Consider the following 20,531-nt stretch of genomic DNA (forward strand, 5'->3'; position numbering starts at 1 on the left):
CCACATGAATCAGAGTCTGCTGGTGACAAAGCGCGACGGTACTACCGAGCGTATCAATCTGGACAAAATCCATCGAGTTCTCGACTGGGCAGCAGAAGGACTGAACAACGTATCTATCTCCCAGGTTGAACTGCGTTCTCATATTCAGTTCTACGACGGCATCAAAACGTCTGATATCCACGAAACCATCATCAAAGCGGCGGCGGACCTGATCTCCCGCGAAGCACCGGATTATCAGTACCTGGCTGCACGTCTGGCGATTTTCCACCTGCGTAAAAAAGCCTACGGCCAGTTTGAGCCGCCGAAGCTTTACGATCACGTGGTGAAAATGGTTGAGCTGGGCAAATACGACACGCATCTGCTGGAAGACTATACGGAAGAAGAGTTCGAGCAGATGAACGGGTTTATCGATCACTGGCGCGACATGAACTTCTCCTACGCGGCGGTGAAGCAGCTCGAAGGCAAATACCTGGTTCAGAACCGTGTAACCGGTGAGATCTACGAAAGCGCCCAGTTCCTCTACATTCTGGTGGCCGCCTGCCTGTTCTCAAACTACCCGCGTGATACCCGTCTGGATTACGTGAAGCGTTTCTACGATGCGGTATCGACGTTCAAAATTTCTCTGCCTACGCCAATCATGTCTGGCGTGCGCACCCCTACCCGTCAGTTCAGCTCCTGCGTGCTGATCGAGTGTGGTGACAGCCTGGATTCCATCAACGCCACCTCCAGCGCCATTGTGAAATACGTTTCCCAGCGCGCCGGTATCGGCATCAACGCCGGCCGCATCCGTGCGCTGGGCAGCCCGATTCGCGGCGGTGAAGCGTTCCACACCGGCTGTATCCCGTTCTATAAGCACTTCCAGACGGCAGTAAAATCCTGCTCTCAGGGCGGCGTACGCGGCGGTGCTGCGACCCTGTTCTACCCAATGTGGCACCTGGAAGTGGAAAGCCTGCTGGTTCTGAAAAACAACCGTGGTGTCGAAGGCAACCGCGTGCGTCACATGGACTACGGCGTGCAGATCAACAAGCTGATGTACACCCGTCTGCTGAAGGGCGAAGACATTACCCTGTTCAGCCCGTCCGACGTCCCGGGCCTGTATGACGCGTTCTTCGCCGATCAGGACGAGTTCGAGCGTCTGTACACCAAATACGAAAAAGACGACAGCATCCGCAAGCAGCGCGTGAAGGCGGTCGATCTGTTCTCCCTGATGATGCAGGAACGTGCCTCTACCGGCCGTATCTACATCCAGAACGTTGACCACTGCAACACCCACAGCCCGTTTGATCCGGTCGTTGCGCCAGTGCGCCAGTCTAACCTGTGCCTGGAGATCGCCCTGCCGACCAAACCGCTGGAAGACGTGAACGACGAAAACGGTGAAATTGCGCTGTGTACGCTGTCCGCATTTAACCTGGGCGCAATTAAGAGCCTGGACGAGCTGGAAGAGCTGGCCGTGCTGGCAGTTCGTGCCCTCGACGCTCTGCTGGACTACCAGGATTACCCAATCCCGGCCGCGAAACGCGGTGCGATGGGCCGCCGTACCCTGGGTATCGGCGTGATCAACTTCGCCTACTGGCTGGCGAAAAACGGCAAGCGTTACTCCGACGGCAGCGCTAACAACCTGACGCACCAGACGTTCGAAGCGATTCAGTACTACCTGATGAAAGCGTCCAACGAGCTGGCGAAAGAGCAAGGCGCGTGCCCGTGGTTCAACGAAACCACCTACGCGAAAGGCATTCTGCCGATCGACACCTACAAGAAAGACCTGGATGCGATCGTCAGCGAGCCGCTGCATCTCGACTGGGAAGGCCTGCGCGAGTCCATCAAAACGCACGGCCTGCGTAACTCCACGCTCTCTGCCCTGATGCCGTCTGAGACCTCTTCGCAGATCTCTAACGCCACCAACGGCATTGAGCCACCGCGCGGCCACGTCAGCATCAAAGCCTCGAAAGACGGCGTGCTGCGTCAGGTGGTGCCGGATTACGAGACGCTGGGTGACAACTACGAGCTGCTGTGGGAAATGCCAAACAACGACGGTTACCTGCAGCTGGTGGGTATCATGCAGAAGTTTATCGACCAGTCGATCTCTGCCAATACCAACTATGACCCGACGCGCTTCCCGTCCGGCAAGGTTCCGATGCAGCAACTGCTGAAAGACCTGCTCACCGCCTACAAATTTGGCGTGAAAACGCTGTACTATCACAACACCCGTGATGGTGCGGAAGACGCGCAGGACGACCTGGTTCCGTCAATTCAGGACGATGGCTGCGAAAGCGGCGCATGTAAGATCTAAGCACTTCGCCGGGTGGCGCTACGCTTACCCGGCCTACGGTTTTGTAGGCCCGGCAAACGCAGTGCCGCCGGGCAATAAAATCTCAACAGGACTCACCGCAATGGCATATACCACCTTTTCACAGACGAAAAACGACCAGCTCAAAGAGCCGATGTTCTTCGGCCAGCCGGTCAACGTGGCACGCTACGATCAGCAAAAATATGACATCTTCGAAAAGCTGATTGAAAAGCAACTCTCCTTCTTCTGGCGTCCGGAAGAAGTGGACGTCTCCCGCGACCGTATTGATTACCAGTCGCTGCCGGATCACGAAAAACATATCTTCATCAGCAACCTGAAGTACCAGACGCTGCTGGACTCCATCCAGGGCCGTAGCCCGAACGTGGCGCTGCTGCCGCTGATCTCGATTCCAGAGCTGGAAACCTGGGTAGAAACCTGGGCGTTCTCCGAGACGATCCACTCTCGCTCTTATACGCACATCATCCGCAACATCGTGAACGATCCGGCGGTGGTGTTTGACGATATCGTCACCAACGAGCAGATCCAGAAGCGCGCGGAAGGCATTGCCCATTACTACGACGAGCTGATCGAGATGACCAGCTACTGGCATCTGCTGGGCGAAGGCACCCACCACGTGGATGGGAAAACCATCACCGTGAACCTGCGTGCGCTGAAAAAGCAGCTGTACCTGTGCCTGATGAGCGTCAACGCTCTGGAAGCGATCCGCTTCTACGTGAGCTTCGCCTGCTCCTTCGCCTTTGCCGAGCGCAAGCTGATGGAAGGCAACGCCAAGATCATCCGTCTGATTGCCCGTGATGAAGCCCTGCACCTGACCGGTACCCAGCACATGCTGAACCTGCTGCGCAGCGGCACGGACGATCCTGAGATGGCGGCAATCGCCGAAGAGTGCAAGCAGGAGTGCTACGACCTGTTCGTGCTGGCGGCCCAGCAGGAGAAAGAGTGGGCAGACTATCTGTTCCGCGACGGCTCCATGATTGGCCTGAACAAAGACATCCTGTGCCAGTACGTGGAGTACATCACCAACATCCGCATGCAGGCGGTCGGTCTCGACCTGCCGTTCCAGACGCGCTCTAACCCTATCCCGTGGATCAACACCTGGCTGGTGTCCGATAACGTGCAGGTCGCGCCGCAGGAAGTGGAAGTGAGTTCTTATCTGGTCGGTCAGATTGATTCTGAAGTCAACACCGACGACCTGAGCGATTTCCAGCTCTGATGACGCGCGTCACGCTGAGCCTTTCGGGTACAGAAGTGCTGTGCCAGGAAGAGCACCCTTCCCTGCTGGTGGCGCTTGAAGCGCATCAGGTGGAGGTCGAGTATCAGTGTCGTGAAGGCTATTGCGGCTCGTGCCGCTGCCGTCTGGTCGCCGGCCAGGTGGACTGGCTGACCGAACCGCTGGCCTTTATCAACGAAGGGGAAATTTTGCCCTGCTGCTGCCGGGCAAAAGGCGATATCGAGATCGAGATGTGAATGTGTCGGGTGGCGCTTTGCTTACCCGACCTACAAAACCGCAGTTCGTAGGCCGGGTAAGGCGCAGCCGCCACCCGGCAATTTCAGCGTTAATCCTTCAAAAAGCTCACCGCTTTATCCGGGAAATCCGTAAACAGTCCGTCCACGCCCGCCTGCTTATACAACACCTCATAAAGCTGATTCACATCCGTGGCATACGGCGGCAGCTGGTCTGCACGCACGGTGTACGGATGCACCTGCATCTTGCTGACATGCGCCTCTTTCACCATCGCCGTCAGCTTCAGGTGGCCCGGCGTTGAGCCTTCCGCCACCAGCATATGGTAATCCGGCCCAATGCCGTCGGCGTACTGCGCAATCTGCTTCATCGCGCCCGGCTTAAACATCCAGTCGTAGTTGTAGTTCACCCACGTTCCGTCCGGCTGCTTCTCCTGGGTTTCATTCCAGTCAGTGTAGGCAATCAGCTGCACCAGGTTAAGGTTCATGCCCATCTTCGGCTCCAGCTCGGTTTTGATGCGCTTCAGCTCGGCGGCATCAAAACACTGCAGGTAGACCTTGTCCTTCTTGCTGGTGTAGCCGTACTGTTTCAGCACCTCCAGCGTCTTCGCGGCAATGTCCTTCCCTTCCTGATGGTGGAACCACGGCGCTTTGATTTCCGGATAGATGCCGATGTATTTACCGGTTGAGTGGTTCAGCCCCTGAACAAACTCAATCTCTTCCTGGAAGGTATGGATCCGGAAGTCAGATTTGCCCATCGGGAAACGTCCCGGATAGACCTGTACCTTCTTGCCGTTTTCAATCTCGAAGCCTTCGGTAAACTTCAGAGAGCGGATCTCCGCCAGCGTGAAGTCAATGGCGTAGAAGCGGCCATCTTTGCGGGCGCGGTCCGGGAAGCGCTCCGCCACGTCCGTCACGCGGTCAAGATAGTGATCGTGCAGGACGACCAGCTGGTCGTCCTTCGTCATCACCAGATCCTGCTCCAGGTAATCCGCGCCCTGCGCATAGGCCATCGCTTTCGCCGGCAGCGTATGTTCCGGCAGATAGCCGCTCGCGCCGCGGTGGGCAATAACGATTTTATCCGCCGCCAGCGCGGACCCGGTCATCAGGCCCGCCAGCAGCAGGCCTGTCGCTAACTGAGTTAATTTCATCGCAAAGCTCCTTATTGACGACGTGCCAGCACTTCAGCGTGGTGACGTTTTTCCCCGATCATCACAACAATCAGCAGCAGTACCGCCAGCACGCTACCGCCGATCATCACCATAAAGCCGCCGTCCCAGCCGAAGAAGTCAACGGTGTAGCCCACAATGGCGCTCGCCGCGACCGAACCGCCGAGGTAGCCGAACAGGCCGGTAAAGCCCGCCGCCGTGCCCGCTGCTTTTTTCGGCGCCAGCTCCAGGGCATGCAGACCGATCAGCATCACCGGACCGTAAATCAGGAAGCCGATGACGATCATGCAGGCCATATCTACTGATGGGTTGCCCGGCGGGTTGAGCCAGTAAACGACCGTCGCGATGGTCACCAGCGTCATAAAGAACACGCCCGTCGCACCGCGGTTACCTTTAAACACTTTGTCCGACATCCAGCCGCAAAGCAGCGTGCCTGGGATCCCGGCGTATTCATACAGGAAGTACGCCCAGGAGGATTTATCCAGCGCGAAGTGCTTCACCTCTTTCAGATAGGTTGGCGACCAGTCGAGGATGCCGTAGCGCAGCAGGTAAACGAACACGTTCGCGACCGCGATGTACCACAGCAGCTTGTTCGGCAGCACGTACTTCATGAAGATCTGTTTTGCGGTCAGCTCTTCTTCATGTTCCTTGCTGTAATCATCCGGATAGTCGTTTTTGTACTCTTCAATCGGCGGCAGACCGCAGGACTGCGGCGTATCGCGCATCAGGGCGAAGGCAATAATCGCCACCAGAATGGCGCCAAAGGCAGGCATGTAGAGCGCCGCGTGCCAGTCGTTGAACCAGGCCATCCCCAGCAGGAACAGCAGAGGCGGAATACCGCCGCCCACGTTATGGGCGCAGTTCCACACCGACACGATGCCACCGCGCTCTTTCTGCGACCACCAGTGCACCATGGTACGCCCGCACGGTGGCCACCCCATCCCCTGGAACCAGCCGCAGAGGAACAGCAGCACGAACATGATGGCAATGCTGGAGGTTGCCCACGGCACAAAGCCCATGAACAGCATGACCGCGGCCGCCAGGATCAGACCGGCGGGCAGGAACACGCGCGGATTCGAGCGATCCGATACGGAGCCCATGATGAATTTGGAAAAACCGTAGGCGATAGAGATCCCCGACAGCGCGAACCCCAGATCGCCGCGGGAAAAGCCCTGCTCCACCAGATACGGCATGGCGAGCGCGAAGTTTTTACGTACAAGGTAGTACGCCGCGTACCCGAAGAAGATCCCCAGGAAGATTTGCCAACGCAGACGGCGATAGAGCGGATCTATTTCTGCCTCTGGCAGACGCGCCCTGTGGGGCGCAGGTTTGAAGATACTGAGCATAACAGCCTCCGTGGCCTTGAAATGAATGAGCAGGTGGCTCGCACCTGAATTCCAGAGGCGGGGATGTTAAGAAATCACGGTGATTGTTACTGTGAATCAACGCACAGATTGTTACAGAAATATGACAGAATGCGCAAAAAAGCGCATGAAATCACGTTTCACTTTCGAATCCCGCGCGTTTATGTTCGAAATCAAACAAACCACAAAATTAATATGGCTAAATGATAAAAAACGAACATAGAGGGTAAACAATGACCAGTCACGATCCTCGTTATAGTGATGTGATAATCATTGGTGGGGGCGCAACTGGCGCCGGGATCGCGCGCGATTGCGCCCTTCGCGGCTTAAGCGTCACGCTTCTGGAACGCCATGATATCGCCACGGGCGCAACCGGGCGTAACCACGGCCTGCTGCACAGCGGCGCCCGGTATGCGGTCACCGACGCGGAATCCGCACGCGAATGTATTGCTGAAAACCAGATCCTCAAGCGTATCGCCCGACACTGCATCGAGCCGACCGACGGCCTCTTTATTACCCTTCCTGAAGATGACCTCGCCTTTCAGGACACCTTTATTACCGCCTGCGGCGCCGCGGGCATTCAGGCTGAAGCCATGGATCCGGCGCTGGCGCGTCGGCTGGAACCGTCAGTTAACCCGGCGCTTATCGGCGCGGTGAAAGTCCCTGACGGCACCGTCGATCCGTTCCGCCTGACTGCCGCTAACATGCTGGACGCCCGGGAGCATGGCGCACATATCCTCACCGGGCACGAAGTGACCGGCCTTATCCGCGAAGGCCATCGCATCTGCGGCGTGCGGCTTTTTAATGCGCAATACAATGAGCACAGCGAGCTGTATGCCACCGTGGTGGTCAACGCGGCGGGGATCTGGGGGCAGCGGATTGCAGAATACGCTGACCTGTCGGTGCGCATGTTCCCGGCGAAAGGCTCGCTGCTGATCCTCGACCACCGCATCAATAACCACGTGATCAACCGCTGCCGCAAACCGTCTGACGCCGATATCCTCGTGCCGGGAGATACCATTTCGTTAATCGGGACGACCTCAACCCACGTGGACTACAGCGAAATTGACTACAACCGCGTCACCGCTGAAGAGGTGGATATCCTGCTGCGCGAAGGGGAAAAACTGGCGCCGGTGATGGCGCAGACGCGCATTCTGCGCGCCTACGCGGGCGTGCGTCCGCTGGTCGCCAGCGACAACGATCCGAGCGGACGTAACGTCAGCCGGGGCATCGTGCTGCTCGATCACGCCGCGCGCGACGGCATGGACGGGTTTATCACCATCACCGGCGGCAAGCTGATGACCTATCGCCTGATGGCCGAGTGGGCAACCGATGCCGTCTGCCGCAAGCTGGGGAATACCAGGCCGTGCGTGACGGCAGAACAGCCACTGCCAGGATCGCGGCAGTCCACCGAAAAAACGCTGCAAAAAATCATCTCTCTGCCCGCGCCGCTGCGCGGGTCCGCGGTGTACCGCCACGGCGACAGAACGCCACCGTGGCTCGGTGAAGGGCGACTGAGTAGAAGCCTTGTGTGCGAGTGCGAAGCCGTCACCGCCGGTGAGGTGCAGTACGCGGTGGAGAACCTGACGGTCACCAGCCTGCTCGATCTTCGCCGCCGCACCCGCGTCGGAATGGGCACCTGCCAGGGCGAACTGTGCGCCTGTCGCGCCGCCGGGCTGTTGCAGCGTTTCCACACCACCACCGCTACCCAATCGCTCGATCAGCTCAGCGCGTTTTTGAACGAGCGCTGGAAAGGTATTCAGCCTGTCGCCTGGGGCGATGCCCTGCGTGAAAGTGAATTTACCCGCTGGGTCTACCAGGGGCTTTGCGGTCTTGAGAAGGAGCAACACGATGAAATTTGATACCGTGATTGTCGGCGGCGGGCTGGCGGGCCTGCTCTGCGGCATTAAGCTCACGAAGCAGGGGCTGCGCTGCGCGATTATCACCCGGGGGCAGAGCGCCCTGCACTTCTCGTCGGGCTCGCTGGATCTGGTGGACGAAGCGTACCGCGATAAGCTGCCACCCGAGCACCCGTATCACCTGATTGGCGCGCAGCATATTGACCGCTTTGCGCTGGAGACCGAAGCGCTGCTGGCAGACTGCGGCACACGTCTGCAGGGCAGCGCCCGGCTCAATCATCAGCGCGTCACGCCGCTCGGCACCCTGCGTTCCGCGTGGCTCAGCCCGGAGGAGGTGCCCGTTGCCCCCATTCGCGCGGAACGCGTGCGGGTGGTAGGGATTAGCGGCTTTCTGGATTTCCAGCCCCATCTCGCGGCGGCGTCGCTCTGTCGCCAGGGCGTTAACGCCGAAACGGCAGAGATAGAACTGCCTGAGCTTGATGTCCTGCGCGATAACCCGAGCGAGTTTCGCGCGGTGAATATCGCCCGTTTTCTGGATAATGAAGAGAAATGGCCGTTGCTGTATGACGCCCTCAGGCCGCTTAGCAACAACTGTGACGCCCTGCTGATGCCCGCCTGCTTCGGTTTACGCGACAACCGGCTCTGGCGCTGGCTCTCGGATCGTCTGCCCTGCTCGCTCGGCCTGCTGCCAACGCTGCCCCCGTCCGTGCCCGGCATCCGCCTGCACACCCAGCTCCAGCGCCAGTTTGTTGCCCAGGGCGGCGTGTGGATGGCGGGGGATGAGGTGAAGAAAATTACCCTGGTGGACGGCGCGGTAAGCGAAATCTGGACGCGAAACCACGAAGATATTCCGCTTCGCGCCCGCTATACGGTGCTGGCAAGCGGCAGTTTCTTCAGCAACGGGCTGCTGAGCAGCCGGGAAGGCATTCGGGAAGCCATTATGGGGCTGGATGTTCGCCAGCGAGCCTCCCGCGCGGACTGGTATCAGAGTGATTTCTTCTCGCCGCAGCCCTGGCAGCAGTTCGGCGTGATTGTCGATAACCACCTGCATCCTCAGCTTTCCGGTAAGCCCGTCAGTACTCTTTTTGCCATCGGTTCGCTGCTGGGCGGATACGATCCCATCGCCCAGGGATGCGGTGGCGGAGTCTGCGCCGTCACAGCGCTGTATGTGGCAGAGCAGATTAGCCAGCGCACGGAGGCTGAACAATGAACGACACCCGTTTTGAAAGCTGCATCAAATGCACGGTGTGTACCACCGTCTGCCCGGTCAGCGGCGTGAACCCACGCTATCCCGGGCCTAAACAGGCCGGCCCGGACGGCGAGCGTCTGCGCCTGAAGGACGGCAAATTGTACGATGAGGCGCTGAAATACTGCATCAACTGCAAACGCTGCGAAGTCGCCTGCCCGTCGGATGTGAAAATCGGCGATATCATCCAGCGCGCTAGGGCGCGCTACAGTACGCAAAAGCCGTCGCTGCGGGACGCGATTCTGAGCCACACCGATCTGATGGGCAGCGTCTCTACGCCCTTTGCCCCCATCGTGAATGCCGCGACCGCTCTCAAACCGGTGCGCCAACTGCTGGATGCCACGCTGAAGATAGACCATCACCGCAGCCTGCCGAAATATTCCCACGGCACCTTCCGCCGCTGGTATAAATCCGTGGCGGCGGAGCAGGCGCAGTACGCCGAGCAGGTGGCCTTTTTCCACGGCTGCTATGTGAATTACAACCATCCGCAGTTGGGTAAAGATCTGCTGAAGGTGCTGAACGCCATGGGAACCGGCGTACAGCTGCTTAGCAAGGAGAAGTGCTGCGGCGTGCCGCTGATTGCTAACGGGTTTACCGATAAAGCGCGCAGTCAGGCTCGAAGCAATGTCACCTCCCTGCGTGAAGCCATCGTCGACAAAGGCATACCGGTGCTGGCGACCTCGTCCACCTGTACCTTCACCCTGCGCGATGAGTATCCGCATCTGCTGGACGTGGACAACACCGGCCTGCGAGAGCACATCGAACTGGCAACACGCTTCCTGTGGCGCAAGCTGGACAGCGGGCAGACGTTGCCGCTGGGGAAATTGCCGCTGAAAGTGGTGTATCACACCCCGTGTCATATGGAGAAGATGGGCTGGTCGCTCTATACGCTGGAGCTGCTGCGGTTAATCCCGGGGCTGGAGCTGACGGTGTTGGACTCGCGCTGCTGCGGGATTGCGGGAACCTACGGCTTTAAGCGTGAAAACTACGAAACGTCGCAGGCGATCGGCGCTCCGCTGTTCCGTCAGATTGAGGAGAGCGGCGCGGATATCGTGGTAACGGACTGCGAAACCTGCAAGTGGCAGATTGAGATGTCCACCAGCAAGCGCTGCGAGCACCCGATTACGCTGCTGGCAAAGGCGCTCGGCTAAACATGGCCGGGGCGAAAGGCCCCGGCACAGGCGTTACTCCACGAACAGCGACTCAACCACGTTAATCCAGCCGTGCTCGCTGGCCACCTCTTTGCTATTCAGCCAGCGGCGCAGCATGTTCAGCGCCATCATAGCGCACACCTCCTGACGCACCGCCAGGCTGTGGCGGGTAATGCTCATTTTTACCCGCAGGGCGTGGGTGCCCTCGGGCGTCGCCAGCGCGAAGTTGAGATGTTCTTCATCCAGCCCGCCGACAAACAGCGCCAGACCGGCAAAATGCTTCACCCTTCTCTCGGACGCCCAGCGGGCGGTCTGCGCCAGGGTCTCCTGCTGGAACGGCACCACTTCGCTCGCCAGCAGCGGCGCGTTGACGCGCGACAGCTGAAGTGCCAGCAGGCCACCGGTGAACTGCTCGCTTAAGGTCACGCTCAGTTGACGCGCCTGCAGCTGCTTCGCAATCTGCGCGGGCAACCCTTCCGTACCTTCAAAGATCAGGCTTTCGCCCGCCACGCGCTGCACCTCGGGCCACAACGCCAGCATCGCCTCTTTCTGTTCGGCCGGGCCTGTCAGCTTAAGTTCAATGATCGGCATGGAGGAGCGATAGCCCATGGACACGCCCGGCGGCAGCGGAAGGTGATCAAGGCTCTGGGCCAGATCGCTTTCCGAGCGGCCAAAGGTGGTCAGACGCAGGCACAGCGGCGGTTCCGGCAGGGTAAAACGATCGCGAAGGCGCGGCAGGATCTGCTGCTCGACCATCACTTTAAATTCTGAGGGCACGCCCGGCGTGAAGAACATCAGGCAGCGGTTCAGCTGCATGGCAAACCCACACGCGGTACCGACCGGGTTATCGACCAGTTCAGCACTGGCGGGAATTTCAGCCTGTTTGCGGTTGCTGGGGGCCATGACGCGGCCACGTTCAGAGAAAAAACGCGCCATCTGCGAGAGCCACGCCTCATGCAGCACCAGCCCTTCGCCTTTTGCGGTCGCGGCGGCCAGGGCGCTGAGATCGTCACTGGTGGGGCCGAGCCCGCCGTTCACAATCAGCACGTCGCACTGTTCACTGCGCTCGCGCAGAACAGCGACCAGTGACTCAAGATTGTCGCCCACCGTATTGCGGCGCGTTAACGGTAATCCTTGCTCAAAGAAAAGATCGGCCAGCCAGGCAGCATTGGTATCAATAATTTGTCCATGCAGCACTTCGTCGCCGGTGGATAACATCTCCACGTTAATCATTGTGTTCTCCCGCTTATTTGGTCAAAACACTATAGCGCAAACGCGGGGTGGAGCAGAGAGAAACTGGCGCGACAGCATGCCGCGCCGGAGAGATTAGAAGCCTGCGCTGACGCCCACGTACGGGCCGTCGGCCAGCGCGTTATCGCGGTTACCGTCTTTGCCGGCCAGGTTCAGATAGCGATAGCCTGCTTCGATGGTGATTGGACGCATGATGGTCCAGCGTGCGCCAGCGTTGGCCTCTTCATAGCTGTCGATACCGCTTGAGAGGGAATCTGGAGAGTAGTAGTACTCACCAAACAGGCCAAAGCTGTCGCCAATTTTCCACTGCAGACCGCCGCCCACTGCCGCCGCATACCCTTCGTCACCGTCATTTGGGTTGGTATAGATACCTTTACCGCCGACGGTCGCCAGGAACGGGCCAAGAGGAACGTTGAGACCCAGGCCGAGGCTGGCCGCATCGCCGTCGTCATCGTTATGCGTCCAGCCGCCGGTCATCGCCAGACCGGATGTCTCGGTACCCATGCCAAAGCCCAGGTGGGTATAATCCTGACCCGCCGAGCCGTTAATGCTAATGGCGTTCGCCGCCGCAGATACAACCATCAGGCCGAAGCCCAGTAATGCCACTTTTTTCATTGTCGTGATCCCGCACAATTTTTATAGAGAAGTCCCAAAACCGCGAGATTTTAACCTGGGTCTTCCGGGGATCAAGCACTCTGCGTGCGGCAGGTCAGTAGATTGTAACTATTTGAAACGGCTATTATCCCTTCAGCGTTGCGTTAACCCACTCCTGCAGCGCGCGGCGCGAAACTTTAATGCCGCCATTTTTGAGTTCGGTCGGCAGCAGCAGCCAGCGGACGGGTTGCTCAAAACGCGCCACCTTGTCCCTCACCCAGTCGGGTAAGCAGGTGATATCCGTTCCCGGCTCGCACTCCACGACCGCCACCGGGCGTTGCCCGAATTCAGCGTCGTCCAGCGGAACGACAAACACCTGGTTAACCTGCGGGTGCGTGGCGATAACGCGCTCCAGCGATTCCGGCTGGATCCCTTCTCCGCCGCTAAAAAAGAGGTTGTCCATGCGGCCAAGGATCGTCAGACGGCCGTCATGCCATTCGCCGCGATCGCGTGTGGCGAACCATCCCTGCGCGTTGGTCAGCGGAATCAGTTCGCCATCCCGCCAGTAGCCTGAGGCCATGCTTTGCGCCCTGATCCAGACTTCACCGTTAACGACCTGCACCTCTCTGCCCGGCAGCGCACAGCCCACGTCCGGCTCGCCGTCCGCCTCTTTCGCACAGACGGTAGAGGCAAACTCGGTCAGACCGTAGCCGCAGAAGGTGCGTATATGCTGCTCTCGCGCCTGTTCGGTCAATTCAACAGGGATGGCCGCCCCACCCAGCAGCACCGCTTTCAGTGCGACAGGCTGGTGGGCATTCAGCAGACGCCAGAGCTGGGTTGGCACCAGCGAGGCGTGGGAGCAGCCGCACAGCGCCTGCTCCAGAGGCTGTTTCTCGCGTACGGTTAACCGCGCGCCGGCCTGCAGCCAGCGCCATAAGATCCCCTGGCCGGAAACGTGAAACAGCGGCAGCGAAAGCAGCCAGTCGTCGTCTTCACCGTAGGGCATCAGCGACAAAACGCCGCGCGCGCTGGCAAGATGGGCCTCGCAGGTATGGACCGCCGCTTTCGGCAGCCCGGTGGAGCCGGAGGTCAGCGTCATGGAGGCCAGCCGCGCCGGCTGCCACGCAGCGCAATACGCATCGGCGGTCTCGCACATGCTCAGGGCAGGAAGGCCGTCGTAGCTGCCGTCCAGCACCAGCGCAAAGCGCAGCGTCATCTGCGGGAGCAGCACGTCCAGCAGCGGGCGCGGTAGCTGCGGATTAGCAGGAAGAATACGCGCCCCGCACTGGAGCAGCGCCAGCCACGCCAGCAGGGTTTGCGGATGATTATGGGCCTGCAGCAGCACGCCGCAGCCCTCCTCCACGCCCTGCTGGTGAAAGCCTGCCGCAAGGCTGTCGATGCGCGCGCACAGCTGTTGCCAGCTGAGCACCTCGTCGTTCAGCCTCAGGGCCGGTTTATCGGCAAACAGCGCGTACCAGTGTCGCCACGGCCAGTCGGTAAAACTCATCGCAACGGCTCCAGCGCCTCGGAGCCCAGGCACGGCAGCACGCTGTCCGGCCACGGGCGGAGAAGCTGAGCCTGCATCAGGTTCAGCGTGTCGAGGCCAGGAACCGTATCCGGCGTTAGCCAGGCGGCCACGCGCGCCAGCTGGGTTAGCCCAAGGCTGGACTCAATCGACGAGCTGATCACCGCCGTCAGCCCTAGGGCATGCGCCGCCGCGACCTGCTCGCGCACTTTCGCCAGGCTGCCGGTCAGCGTCGGTTTAATCACCACCGCGCTGACGCCGGGCTCTGCGGCAAATTCAAAATCGGCCTCGCGCAGGCTTTCATCCCAGGCGATGGCAATCCCCGTTTCGCGGGCGAACGCGCGCGAATCATCGCGGGTTTTGCACGGCTCTTCCAGGAAGGCAATGCGGCTGCGGTACGCCGGATTGACGTACTTCGCAAACTGCTGCGCCTTAAGCGGCGTCCAGGCGCGGTTGGCGTCCAGACGCAGATGCAGATCGGGGATCGCCTCCAGCAGCAGGTTGGCGACCATGCCGTCGCGCACCGCTTCATAGAGCCCGACTTTGATTTTCGCCACCTTCTCGCCCGGCATGGCGGAGAGCAGCGCGAACAGCTCGTCCGGATCGCCCGTGCAGAGCGGCGCCGCGCGGTAATTCCCCGCTTCCGGCAGGCTGCCGTCCAGCTCGGCCAGCGCGCAGCTGATACCAAAGGCCGCGGAAGGCACCTCCGGCAGCGCCGGATTTGCACCCTCGCGCCACGCGTCCGCCCACACCAGCAAGGCCGTCTGAGCGTCATCCAGCGACTCGAGGCTAAAGCCCGGCAGAGGCGAAATCTCGCCCCAGCCTTCCCTCTCGCCCTGCTGCAGATGCACGAAGAAGCCGTCACGGGTTTTTAACCGCCGTTCACGCAGCACCACGCCCGCGTCCATCGGTATCTGCCAGCGGTAAACCTGCGCGCGACGCATTACGGATTCCGTTTGTATTTGCTGAAGTCTGGCTGGCGTTTTTCGTTAAACGCGTTGCGCCCTTCCTGACCCTCTTCGGTCATGTAGAACAGCATGGTGGCATTACCCGCCAGCTCCTGCAGACCCGCCTGACCGTCGCAGTCGGCGTTGAGTGCCGCTTTCAGGCAGCGCAGCGCCATCGGGCTGTTTTGCAGCATTTCACGGCACCAGCGCACGGTCTCTTTTTCAAGATCGGCGAGCGGCACCACCGTGTTCACCAGGCCCATATCCAGCGCTTCCTGCGCGTTGTACTGACGGCACAGGAACCAGATTTCGCGGGCTTTTTTCTGACCGACGATGCGCGCCATGTAGGAGGCCCCCCAGCCGCCATCGAAAGATCCCACTTTCGGGCCCGTCTGGCCGAAGATGGCGTTCTCGGCGGCAATGGTCAGGTCGCACATCATGTGCAGCACGTGGCCACCGCCGATAGAGTAGCCCGCCACCATCGCCACCACCGGTTTTGGACAGGTGCGGATCTGACGCTGGAAATCGAGGACGTTCAGGTGATGCGTACCCGCGTCGTCCTGGTATCCGCCGTAGTCACCGCGCACTTTCTGATCGCCACCGGAGCAGAACGCTTTCTCGCCTTCGCCGGTCAGGACAATCACGCCGATATTGTCGTCGTAGCGCGCATCCGCCAGGGCCTGAATCATCTCTTTCACGGTCAGCGGACGGAAGGCGTTACGCACCTGCGGGCGGTTGATGGTGATTTTGGCGATGCCGTCGGTGGATTTGTGGTAACGAATGTCGGTGTAGCCTTCGGAGCAGTCCTGCCATTCAACCGGGGCGTAAAGCATGTGTTCATCAGGGTAGATCATAGAGTGTCCTTTATTCGAAGACGCAGTATCTGTGCCAGACTTGCCGCAACCGCATCGGGGTTTTCCCGGTGGGCGTTGTGTCCGGCGTTGGGAATTGCATGGCGAACAGCGTTCAGCTCCGCGGCAAGGGCCGCAAACTTCTCATCACGTTCGCCATAGAGATAATCAAAAGAGAAATGGCGCGCGCTCAGGGCAGCACGCAGGTCGGGCTGCACGGCCAGCGATGTCGCCTCGAGCATCATCGCCAGCGCCGCGCCGCTGTTCTGGCTGCGCAGGGTGATCAGCGCGTCGCGCTGGGCGTCAGTCAGGGAGGCAAACACGGGCTGTTGGTACCAGTCAGCGAACACCTTATCCAGCGGTTCGCTGCGAAAACGTGCTGCCCAGCGGCGGTCGGATGCCAGCCGCGCCTGTCGCGCATCGGCATCCTGCAGGCCCGGATGTCCCCCTTCTACCGTCAGGCCCAACAGCCCCTTTGGCTGCTGGCAGGCATGGAACATCGCAATGCGGCCGCCGAGGGAGTACCCGACGAGCCAGAATTTCAGTATGTTGTAACTAATCAGAGTTCGGGTGAGCAACGCGCTCATCTCGTCGAAGCCCTCGACGCCCAGGTGCCGGGATCCACCATGACCCGGCAGATCCAGATACAGCCGGGGATAGTCACGAAGTCGCTCCCCAATACCCTGCCACTCGCGGCAATCGCCGGAAAAACCGTGCAAAAAGACCAGCCAGGGATAGCCTGGTTTTCCGGCCTGCTGCACGCCCGAGAGGATCACAGCTGGCTCACCTGCGCCAGCAGGCTTTGCAGGGTCTGCGCACCGTCAGCCTCGTTCACCACCAGCTCAATCAGCGTCGCGCCGGGCTGTTTCCAGGCTGTACCGAGCGCGGCACCCAGCTGTTCCCAGCTTTCCGGGCGATGATATTTCAGGCTAAACATCGCCGCGGCGTGTTCGAACTGCACGTTCTGCGGCATCAGATAGAAGCGCTCGCGCTCGCTCTGCGGCGTAGGCAGCAGGGAGAAAATCTGCCCGCCGTTGTTGTTGACCACAATCAGCACGAACGGGGCTGACACCTGACGCAGCAGCGCCAGCGCGTTGAGATCGTAGAGCGCGGAGAGATCCCCCACGATGGCCAGCGTCGATTTCGCGCTGGCGCGCTGCACGCCTGCCGCCGTGGAGATCAGTCCGTCGATGCCGCTGGCGCCACGGTTGCTGTACACCGGGTAGCCTGCTGGCAGCTGCGAAAAGGCGTCTATCAGCCGCACGACCAGGCTGTTGCCGACAAACAGCTGCCCCTGCTCGGGCAGGTACTGGCGAATACGGTGCGCCAGCCCGGCCTCGCTGAACGCTTCACAGCGCGCATGGGTCAATTCCCACGCCTGCCGCGACAGGTCCGGGAGGGTAACCGCCCAGGGTTTGCGTTTTTCAGCCGGATGGAGCGCCAGCCAGGCGTCGATACGGCTGACCAGACGACGACCGCGATGGTGCGCCGGGTCAAGACGCCCTTCCAGCGCGTCCACCAGCCAGTATTCGTCCGGTGTGCAGGTGGCCTGCCACTGCAGTAACCGTTTGCCGGTTAAACTCGATCCAAGCTGGACCACAATCTGCGCCTGCGACAGCTCGGTGACCGCTCTGGCATTACCCAGCCAGAGATCCGCACACGGTAGCGGCTGCCCGGTCTGGGAAAGCACGTCGCCTATCAGCGGCCAGCCCAGGGTTTGCGCCCATTCGGCGACCAGCTTGCCTTCGGCGGCGCTCATGCGCCCGGCGAGCACCACGCCGCGCTTCTGCCGCCAGAAGAACCAGTCGCGCTGTTTCGCGCTCTCAAGGTGCGTCTGCTCGCGCAGCCACGGTTTCTCACTCTGCCACCAGTCACCGAGGGTCTGCTGCCAGTCAAGACCCGTGTCGTCCAGCTCGCCGTACAGCGGCTCGGCAAACGGGCAGTTAATATGCAGCGCCCCGCTGCGCAGCGTCTCCATGGCATGATCGACGGTGGAGACCAGCCAGCTTGCCGGAATATCCTGGGTGGGACGGGGCAGCGAAATCGTCTGCGAAGGATGCGAAGAAAAGAGTCCCGGCTGACGGATGGCCTGATTGGCGCCGCAGTCGATAAGCTCAGGGGGACGATCGGCCGTCAGCAGAATCAGCTTTTCACCGGTTAACCCGGCTTCAATCAGAGCCGGATAGAGGTTCGCCACGGCAGTACCGGAAGTGACAATCACCGCCACGGGTTCTTTGCTGACCTTCGCCAGACCCAGCGCGAGATGCCCGAGGCCACGCTCATCAAAGTGGGTGTGGTGAATCAACGCCCGGTTTTCGGCGGCCGCCAGCGTCAGCGGCGTTGAGCGAGAACCCGGTGCAATACACACGTGCCTGACGCCGTGGTGCGTCAGGGCTTCAAGGATCACCGCCGCCCAGCGTCGGTTAAAAGAACTTACTGACATGAGATTGTCCGGTATCAAGAATGCGACACAGTATAAATAATAGAAAAAATTGGAATTTTGATATGAATCGGGATTGCGCGAATCAGTATTAATCCCTAAGGAGCAGAGAGCGCAATCCGGCCGCTTTGTTTTCGATCTCCTGCCACTCCTGTTCCGGGTCAGACCCGCTGACAATGCCGGCCCCGGCGTAGAGCCGCAGGGAGTCATCCTGGACGCGGGCGGAGCGCAACGCCACGCAAAATTCACTCTGGTCAGGCGATAAATACCCGGCAGAACCGGCGTACCACTCGCGGTTAAAGGGCTCAACCTTCTGAATAAACTCGCGCGCAGGCTGTCGCGGCAAACCGGCAACGGCCGCCGTCGGCTGTAGCATATGCAGGCACTGCTCGTCGTCGGCCTGTTTGAGTTCGGTCCAGATACAGCGGCGCAAATGCTGCACTTTACGCAGGCGCACCACCTGGGGGGGCAGTACCTCAAGCGTCTGCGTGTAGTGCTGAAGACGCTGGCAAATATCTTCCACGACCAGCATATTTTCTCGCTGGTTTTTATCGTCGTTCAGCAGCCACTCGCCGAGACGCTGCGCCTGGCCATCATCGGCATGGCTGGCGACGGTGCCCGCCAGCGCTTCGGTGCGCAGCAGCGTGCCGCGCCGCCGCCAGAGACGCTCGGGGGTCGAGCCAAGAAACGCGTTGCTGGCGTCGAAAATCATGCAGAAATGGTAGCAATGTAAATTCAGGGCGCGGCTGGCCGCCATCAGCGCGACAGGGTTAACGCGCTGTGTAAACTGGATATCGGTTGCCCGGGCGAGAACCACCTTTTCGAAATCACCGCGCGCGATGGTCTCTGTCGCTCTGCGGATAAGCGTCAGCCATTCGGCCTGCTGCGGCTGATGGGTTTCGTGCTCAACCTGAACGGATAGCGGACGGATAGATCTCGCAGGACGGAGTTGCTGTAAAAAATCCCGCGCGGCGAGGGCATCTTCCTGAAGTGAATAATCACTCCAGAGCTGCAGACGCAGCGTAGCGGTGCCGGCGGTGCGTCGCCAGAGCAGTCGCGGTAAAAAGAGGCTGCCCTGCTCCGGAGTAAAGGCGTTCAGGCCACAGATACGGGTATCACCTGCCGCGTTTTGCTCGCGCAAAAACTGCGTGGCTAACGCCAGAGAGGAAAAGGGGATCACCGCCCCCAGCGCAGCCAGCTCTTCATCGCCGTAACGCTGCTGCCAGTAAAACTGCGGATAGCACTGCTGCGCCCCAAGCCAGGCGAGAGGGTCGAAAGCGTCGTTTAACGGGAAAGAGACGTCGAAATGACGTATGCCGGGTGTTGCGGGTAACGCTTGCGAAAGCTGGGTACGCAATTGCTCCAGCGCGAGGAAAATCGAATTCACGCGAACCTCTCCCTGTTAAAACCTCGTATTATACGGGGTACTGGCAATAAATAGCAGTACCCACGTATAGGGAGTGGTTAAGCGGCCTAACGACGGGCCAACAGCAGCCCCAGCACCAGCCCAACGGCAGCACCGACTCCAATACCCTGCCACGGTTTTTCATGCACGTAATCATCGGCACGGTACACCGCTTTTTTGGCGCGGTAGTAGTAGGTATCAGACGCATGGCTGACGCGGTTTTTCACTTCATGCAGCGCCTGCTCGGCGCGGGCTTTTAGCTCAATATATTTCTGATCGGCAGGGTCGCCCGAGGAACGTAACACCTCTTCCAGCGTTTCGCTCAGTAAGGCCAGGTCGTCGTCGATACGGGTATCCCAGGATTGAAATGACATATTTTTCTCCATGTTAGTACACCAGTCCGCTAACTATAGCCAACGACTCGTCATTACGCCTGCTTCGCTTCCCGCGCCATGCCGATGTGAGGAATGCCGTCTTCATCGTACACCTCGGTGACCGGCACGAAACCAAAGTGGCCGTAGAAGGACTGCAGGTGCGCCTGCGCGCCCAGGTATAACGCCTTGTTCGGCCACTGTTTCTGGCATGCCTCCAGCGTTTTCTCCATCAGCTGATAGCCCAGTTTTTCACCGCGCGCTTTGCCGCTGATGATGACGCGGCCAATGACGACAGGCTCAAAATCATCTTCGCTTTTCAGAATCCTCGCATACGCCACCAGCTCGTTATTCCGCCAGCCGAGGATATGGCGGTTCTCGCCGACGAGATCGTCGCCGTCGATGTCCTGATACGGGCAGGTCTGTTCAACCACGAACACTTCGCAGCGCAGTTTCAGCACGGCGTAAAGTGAATGAACGGTGAGGTCACTATGGTGTAAATCTTGCCACTGGATCATGTCAGTCTCCTTCCTGGGGTTCATCACGTTATACTAAACCCCTCCCCGTTCGGCAAAGGGCTGATTGCGTT

Annotated in this window: 18 protein-coding genes; 6 read left to right on the forward strand and 12 right to left on the reverse strand. The window is 59.9% G+C overall.

The window, feature by feature from the left end; all coding sequences use genetic code 11:
- Positions 1-4: 4 nt before the first annotated feature.
- The 3 genes from nrdA to yfaE all read left to right on the forward strand — a co-directional run bounded on the left by nrdA (position 5) and on the right by yfaE (position 3,775).
- Entirely contained in the window at positions 5-2,290 is a 2,286-nt protein-coding gene (nrdA, locus tag ABFV38_RS15180) for a class 1a ribonucleoside-diphosphate reductase subunit alpha (protein ID WP_045908710.1), read from the forward strand.
- Between the two features lie 100 nt (positions 2,291-2,390).
- Positions 2,391-3,521: a class Ia ribonucleoside-diphosphate reductase subunit beta gene (gene nrdB / locus ABFV38_RS15185; protein WP_045908711.1), complete on the forward strand. Its 1,131-nt coding sequence runs from the start codon at positions 2,391-2,393 to the stop codon at positions 3,519-3,521.
- Complete coding sequence (gene yfaE, locus ABFV38_RS15190) at positions 3,521-3,775, forward strand: class I ribonucleotide reductase maintenance protein YfaE (RefSeq protein WP_025757202.1); 255 nt, start codon at positions 3,521-3,523, stop codon at positions 3,773-3,775. The genes nrdB and yfaE overlap by 1 nt, the downstream gene beginning before the upstream one ends.
- An 89-nt stretch (positions 3,776-3,864) precedes the next feature.
- Here yfaE and glpQ read toward each other — a convergent pair whose 3' ends face one another.
- Together glpQ and glpT are read right to left on the reverse strand one after the other, a co-directional pair.
- Positions 3,865-4,920: a glycerophosphodiester phosphodiesterase gene (gene glpQ, locus ABFV38_RS15195; protein WP_348957511.1), complete on the reverse strand. Its 1,056-nt coding sequence runs from the start codon at positions 4,918-4,920 to the stop codon at positions 3,865-3,867.
- Between the two features lie 11 nt (positions 4,921-4,931).
- Positions 4,932-6,284 (reverse strand): glycerol-3-phosphate transporter, encoded by a 1,353-nt coding sequence (gene glpT, locus ABFV38_RS15200; protein ID WP_045354273.1) that lies wholly within the window; start codon positions 6,282-6,284, stop codon positions 4,932-4,934.
- Positions 6,285-6,535: 251 nt separating this feature from the next.
- On the opposite strand from glpT, the gene glpA reads away from it, so the two are divergent.
- The 3 genes from glpA to glpC are packed head-to-tail and all read left to right on the forward strand — an operon-like array spanning position 6,536 to position 10,558.
- A complete protein-coding gene (gene glpA, locus ABFV38_RS15205; RefSeq protein ID WP_348957512.1) occupies positions 6,536-8,164 on the forward strand; it encodes an anaerobic glycerol-3-phosphate dehydrogenase subunit A in 1,629 nt (542 codons plus the stop codon).
- Positions 8,154-9,371 carry a glycerol-3-phosphate dehydrogenase subunit GlpB gene (gene glpB, locus ABFV38_RS15210; protein ID WP_348957513.1) on the forward strand — a complete coding sequence of 406 codons (1,218 nt, stop codon included), beginning with the start codon at positions 8,154-8,156 and terminating at the stop codon, positions 9,369-9,371. The genes glpA and glpB overlap by 11 nt, the downstream gene beginning before the upstream one ends.
- The gene (gene glpC / locus ABFV38_RS15215) at positions 9,368-10,558 is read left to right on the forward strand and encodes an anaerobic glycerol-3-phosphate dehydrogenase subunit GlpC (RefSeq protein ID WP_348957514.1); all 1,191 of its coding nucleotides are present in this window, start codon (positions 9,368-9,370) and stop codon (positions 10,556-10,558) included. The genes glpB and glpC overlap by 4 nt, the downstream gene beginning before the upstream one ends.
- Before the next feature lie 33 nt (positions 10,559-10,591).
- Here the strand turns inward: glpC and ABFV38_RS15220 are convergent, their stop codons facing one another.
- The 10 genes from ABFV38_RS15220 to ABFV38_RS15265 form a co-directional block, all read right to left on the reverse strand.
- Entirely contained in the window at positions 10,592-11,791 is a 1,200-nt protein-coding gene (locus ABFV38_RS15220; protein ID WP_348957515.1) for a nicotinamide mononucleotide deamidase-related protein YfaY, read from the reverse strand.
- A 93-nt stretch (positions 11,792-11,884) separates the two neighbouring features.
- The gene (locus ABFV38_RS15225) at positions 11,885-12,424 is read right to left on the reverse strand and encodes a YfaZ family outer membrane protein (RefSeq protein WP_023616384.1); all 540 of its coding nucleotides are present in this window, start codon (positions 12,422-12,424) and stop codon (positions 11,885-11,887) included.
- A gap of 124 nt (positions 12,425-12,548) precedes the next feature.
- On the reverse strand, positions 12,549-13,910 hold the full coding sequence (gene menE, locus ABFV38_RS15230) for an o-succinylbenzoate--CoA ligase (protein ID WP_348957516.1): 1,362 nt from the start codon (positions 13,908-13,910) through the stop codon (positions 12,549-12,551).
- Complete coding sequence (menC, locus tag ABFV38_RS15235) at positions 13,907-14,872, reverse strand: o-succinylbenzoate synthase (RefSeq protein WP_348957517.1); 966 nt, start codon at positions 14,870-14,872, stop codon at positions 13,907-13,909. Before menC ends, menE begins: the two co-directional genes overlap by 4 nt.
- On the reverse strand, positions 14,872-15,729 hold the full coding sequence (menB, locus tag ABFV38_RS15240; RefSeq protein ID WP_008500223.1) for a 1,4-dihydroxy-2-naphthoyl-CoA synthase: 858 nt from the start codon (positions 15,727-15,729) through the stop codon (positions 14,872-14,874). Before menB ends, menC begins: the two co-directional genes overlap by 1 nt.
- Complete coding sequence (gene menH, locus ABFV38_RS15245) at positions 15,726-16,502, reverse strand: 2-succinyl-6-hydroxy-2,4-cyclohexadiene-1-carboxylate synthase (protein WP_348957518.1); 777 nt, start codon at positions 16,500-16,502, stop codon at positions 15,726-15,728. Before menH ends, menB begins: the two co-directional genes overlap by 4 nt.
- A complete protein-coding gene (gene menD / locus ABFV38_RS15250; RefSeq protein ID WP_348957519.1) occupies positions 16,499-18,169 on the reverse strand; it encodes a 2-succinyl-5-enolpyruvyl-6-hydroxy-3-cyclohexene-1-carboxylic-acid synthase in 1,671 nt (556 codons plus the stop codon). Before menD ends, menH begins: the two co-directional genes overlap by 4 nt.
- Positions 18,170-18,257: 88 nt before the next feature.
- Positions 18,258-19,553 carry an isochorismate synthase MenF gene (gene menF, locus ABFV38_RS15255; protein ID WP_348957520.1) on the reverse strand — a complete coding sequence of 432 codons (1,296 nt, stop codon included), beginning with the start codon at positions 19,551-19,553 and terminating at the stop codon, positions 18,258-18,260.
- 86 nt (positions 19,554-19,639) lie between these two features.
- Positions 19,640-19,945 carry a stress response protein ElaB gene (gene elaB / locus ABFV38_RS15260; RefSeq protein ID WP_008500219.1) on the reverse strand — a complete coding sequence of 102 codons (306 nt, stop codon included), beginning with the start codon at positions 19,943-19,945 and terminating at the stop codon, positions 19,640-19,642.
- A 53-nt stretch (positions 19,946-19,998) separates the two neighbouring features.
- Positions 19,999-20,460, reverse strand: a complete 462-nt coding sequence (locus tag ABFV38_RS15265; protein ID WP_023344582.1) for a GNAT family N-acetyltransferase — start codon at positions 20,458-20,460, stop codon at positions 19,999-20,001.
- Positions 20,461-20,531: the final 71 nt, after the last annotated feature.

It is taken from the genome of Enterobacter cloacae complex sp. Mu1197 (assembly GCF_040059225.1).
GTDB classification, from domain to species: domain Bacteria; phylum Pseudomonadota; class Gammaproteobacteria; order Enterobacterales; family Enterobacteriaceae; genus Enterobacter; species Enterobacter quasiroggenkampii.

What these genes read in the sequence shown, in the direction of transcription:
- nrdA (WP_045908710.1), top strand. Translation starts at nt 5, where the DNA reads ATGAATCAGAGTCTGCTGGTGACAAAGCGCGACGGTACTACCGAGCGT.
- nrdB (WP_045908711.1), top strand. Translation starts at nt 2,391, where the DNA reads ATGGCATATACCACCTTTTCACAGACGAAAAACGACCAGCTCAAAGAG.
- yfaE (WP_025757202.1), top strand. Translation starts at nt 3,521, where the DNA reads ATGACGCGCGTCACGCTGAGCCTTTCGGGTACAGAAGTGCTGTGCCAG.
- glpQ (WP_348957511.1), bottom strand. Translation starts at nt 4,920, where the DNA reads ATGAAATTAACTCAGTTAGCGACAGGCCTGCTGCTGGCGGGCCTGATG.
- glpT (WP_045354273.1), bottom strand. Translation starts at nt 6,284, where the DNA reads ATGCTCAGTATCTTCAAACCTGCGCCCCACAGGGCGCGTCTGCCAGAG.
- glpA (WP_348957512.1), top strand. Translation starts at nt 6,536, where the DNA reads ATGACCAGTCACGATCCTCGTTATAGTGATGTGATAATCATTGGTGGG.
- glpB (WP_348957513.1), top strand. Translation starts at nt 8,154, where the DNA reads ATGAAATTTGATACCGTGATTGTCGGCGGCGGGCTGGCGGGCCTGCTC.
- glpC (WP_348957514.1), top strand. Translation starts at nt 9,368, where the DNA reads ATGAACGACACCCGTTTTGAAAGCTGCATCAAATGCACGGTGTGTACC.
- ABFV38_RS15220 (WP_348957515.1), bottom strand. Translation starts at nt 11,791, where the DNA reads ATGATTAACGTGGAGATGTTATCCACCGGCGACGAAGTGCTGCATGGA.
- ABFV38_RS15225 (WP_023616384.1), bottom strand. Translation starts at nt 12,424, where the DNA reads ATGAAAAAAGTGGCATTACTGGGCTTCGGCCTGATGGTTGTATCTGCG.
- menE (WP_348957516.1), bottom strand. Translation starts at nt 13,910, where the DNA reads ATGAGTTTTACCGACTGGCCGTGGCGACACTGGTACGCGCTGTTTGCC.
- menC (WP_348957517.1), bottom strand. Translation starts at nt 14,872, where the DNA reads ATGCGTCGCGCGCAGGTTTACCGCTGGCAGATACCGATGGACGCGGGC.
- menB (WP_008500223.1), bottom strand. Translation starts at nt 15,729, where the DNA reads ATGATCTACCCTGATGAACACATGCTTTACGCCCCGGTTGAATGGCAG.
- menD (WP_348957519.1), bottom strand. Translation starts at nt 18,169, where the DNA reads ATGTCAGTAAGTTCTTTTAACCGACGCTGGGCGGCGGTGATCCTTGAA.
- elaB (WP_008500219.1), bottom strand. Translation starts at nt 19,945, where the DNA reads ATGTCATTTCAATCCTGGGATACCCGTATCGACGACGACCTGGCCTTA.
- ABFV38_RS15265 (WP_023344582.1), bottom strand. Translation starts at nt 20,460, where the DNA reads ATGATCCAGTGGCAAGATTTACACCATAGTGACCTCACCGTTCATTCA.